General features: G+C 69.6%; 3 protein-coding genes. 1 reads left to right on the top strand and 2 read right to left on the bottom strand.

The window, feature by feature from the left end; all coding sequences use genetic code 11:
• On the bottom strand, positions 1-1,563 hold a 1,563-nt coding region (locus tag ACTHMF_RS00335; protein WP_440315831.1), incomplete at its 3' end, for an oligopeptide/dipeptide ABC transporter ATP-binding protein.
• 50 nt (positions 1,564-1,613) lie between these two features.
• On the opposite strand from ACTHMF_RS00335, the gene ACTHMF_RS00330 reads away from it, so the two are divergent.
• Positions 1,614-2,240, top strand: coding sequence for a PH domain-containing protein (locus ACTHMF_RS00330; RefSeq protein WP_440315830.1), 627 nt, complete (start codon positions 1,614-1,616; stop codon positions 2,238-2,240).
• 44 nt (positions 2,241-2,284) lie between these two features.
• Here the strand turns inward: ACTHMF_RS00330 and ACTHMF_RS00325 are convergent.
• On the bottom strand, positions 2,285-2,959 hold a 675-nt coding region (locus tag ACTHMF_RS00325; RefSeq protein WP_440315829.1), incomplete at its 5' end, for an ABC transporter permease.

Genomic DNA, 2,959 nt, shown 5'->3' with positions numbered 1-2,959 from the left:
GAAGTTCATCTCGCGCTGCAGCTGCGGCATGAGCTCCAGGACGCGCGCCAGCACCGAGACGTCGAGCGCGCTGGTCGGCTCGTCGGCGATGAGCACCTGCGGCTTCAGCGACAGCGCCCGGGCGATACCGACGCGCTGCTTCTGGCCGCCGGAGAGCTCGTGCGGGAAGCGGCTGCGATAGGCGCGCGGCAGCTCCACGCTGTCCAGCAGACGATCGACCTCGCGGGAGAGCTCGGCGCCCTTGAGCTTCTTCGCCAGGCGCAGCGGCTCGGCGATGGAGTCGGAGATCTGAAGGCGCGGGTTCAGCGACGAGGACGGATCCTGGAAGACGATGCCGACCTTGTGGTGCAACGTCCGGATCTCGTCGCGGCCGGCGTTGCTGATGTCCTGGCCCGCGACGATCAGCTGACCCGAATGGATCGGCAGCAGGCCGATCGCGGCGCGTCCCAGCGTCGTCTTCCCCGAGCCGGACTCCCCCACCAGCCCGACGACCTCGCCCTCGTGGATCTTCAGGTCGATGTCGCTGGCGGCGCGGAACGCAGGGACGCGGCCGTGCTTGGGGTACTCGATGGCGACGTCACGAAAGTCGACGACGACCTCGCGCTTGTCCATCTCGGCCTTCTCGTGCTCGGCCTGCGCGGCTCGCTCGTTCGCGCGGATCCGCTCGGCGAACTCGGCATCCGGGTTCGCGGTGCCGGCGGCGAGAGCGGCCGTGGTGTCGATCTCCTCGTCCTCGCGCTGCCCCAGGTGCGGGACGGCGTCGAGGAGGGCGATCGTGTACGGATGCTGCGGGTTTGCGAACACCTGCTTCACCGTGCCCGACTCGACGATGTCACCCTTGCGCATCACGACGATGTTGTCGGCGAGGTCGGCGACGACCCCCATGTCGTGCGTGATCAGCAGGATGGCGCTGTCCAGCCGGTCGCGGAGGCTGCGCAGCAGCTCCAGGATCTCGGCCTGCACGGTCACATCCAGGGCGGTCGTCGGCTCGTCGGCGATCAGCAGCTTCGGGTCGCAGGAGATCGACTGGGCGATCATCGCGCGCTGGCGCTGGCCGCCGGAGAGCTGGTGCGGGTAGGAGTTGAAGGCCTTCTTCGGGTCGGGCAGCTCCACCATGTCCAGCAGTTCGAGCGCGCGCTCCTTCGCCTCGTGCGGGGACATGCCGAAGTGGATGCGCAGCGTCTCGACGATCTGGAAGCCGACCGTGTAGACCGGGTTCAGCGCGGTCATCGGCTCCTGGAAGATCACCGACACCTGGCGCCCGCGGACCCGGCGCATCTGCTGCGGGGTCAGCCCGGTGAGCTCACGGCCCTCCAGCTTGATCGAGCCGCGGACGCGCGAGTTCTCGGGCAGGAGGTCGAGGATCGCCATCGAGCTCGCGCTCTTGCCGGAGCCGGACTCGCCGACGATCGCCAGCACCTCGCCCGCCTTGATCTGGTAGTTCAGCTTCTTCGCGGCCGGGATCCAGACGTTGTCCACGCCGAAGTCGACGGACAGGTCGGAGACCTGCAGCACGGGGGCGTCGCTCACGAGGCCCGCCTGACCGGTGGTGGTCTCGGTCATGATTCGTGGTTCCTTTCGGGGGCGATCGGGAGGGATGAGAGCATGGAGCCATGCCCTACGTCTCCCCCACCGAGCGCGAGGTTTTCGTGTCCCGGTTCAACCGGGTCCTTGCCGTCCTGATCTGGGCGGCCGCTGCCGCCCTCACGATCGGACTGCTGGTCAGTGTGCACGACGCCAGACTGCTCTACATCGTGCCGTGCGGGCTGTTCGCCCTGCTGGGCTGGGCCATGCTCTGGCGCCCGAAGCTCACCGTCGGGGACGACGGCATCGAGGTCGTGAACGTCTCGCGCACCATCCGCATCCCGTGGCAGGCGCTCATCCACGTGGACACCAAGTACGCGCTCACGCTCTACACGCCCGGCCACAAGTTCCCGGTCTGGTCCGCCCCGGCGCCCGGAACGGCGAGCACGCTGCGCGCCACCCGCCGCGAGACGAAGGGAGCGGTCGGCCGGCCACGCGTCGCGGACAGCGTGCGCCGTCCCGGCGATCTGCTGTCCACCGAGTCGGGGGCCGCGGCCGAGGTCGTGCGCCGCCGCTGGCTCGCCCAGCAGGAGAGCGGCGCGATCGAGACCGGCCTGGCCGACGAGACGCCCGTGGCGATCCGCTGGCACGTTCTGACGCTGGTCGCGCTGCTCGTGCTGGCGGCCGGCACGGTCGCCGCGCTGCTGCTGTCCTGAGCCGAGGCTCCGGACCGTCAGCAGCACGGCGCCGTGGGCGGTCGTCACAGCACGTCCTCCGCGAGGGCCACGCCGGTGCGGGGCCGGCCGTCTCCGCCCTCGCCCTCCTCCGGCTCCTGCTCGCGCATCTTGCGCAGGTTGAACCGGCGGTGGCGCGGGTCGAAGGCGTCCCGGAGGCCGTCGCCGACGAAGTTGACCAGCAGCGCGAGCGTCACGATGAACGCGCCTGGCCACCAGAACAGCCACGGACGGGTCTGGAACGCCGACTCGTTCGAGCTGATCAGGAGGCCGAGGGACACGTCCGGCGGACGGATGCCGAAGCCGAGGAACGACAGCGCCGTCTCCAGCAGGATGGCCGACGCCATGATCAGCGTGGACGAGACGATCACGACGCCGATGGCGTTCGGCAGGATGTGTTTGAAGATGATCCGCATGTCCGAGGCGCCGGCGACGCGGGCCGCCTCCACGAACTCCCGCTCGCGCAGCGACAGGAACTCGCCGCGCACCAGACGGGCGATTCCCATCCACGAGAAGAAGCCGAGCATCAGCGCCAGGAAGAAGGCGCCGAGGCCGCCGAACATGTGGCCGACGACGGAGCCGATCACGAGCGCGGGGATGACGATGAACACGTCGGTGATGCGCATCAGGATCGCGTCGACGACACCGCGGAAGTAGCCGGCGATCGCGCCGACGACGACGCCGACGACGCTCGCGATCAG

Origin of the sequence: Leifsonia sp. (assembly GCF_051955155.1) — a bacterium.
Taxonomy (GTDB): Bacteria; Actinomycetota; Actinomycetes; order Actinomycetales; family Microbacteriaceae; genus Leifsonia.
The sequence above is the reverse complement of the archived record's forward strand: the minus strand, read 5'-3'. Positions and strand labels throughout refer to the sequence as shown.

What these genes read in the sequence shown, in the direction of transcription:
- ACTHMF_RS00330 (WP_440315830.1), top strand. Translation starts at nt 1,614, where the DNA reads ATGCCCTACGTCTCCCCCACCGAGCGCGAGGTTTTCGTGTCCCGGTTC.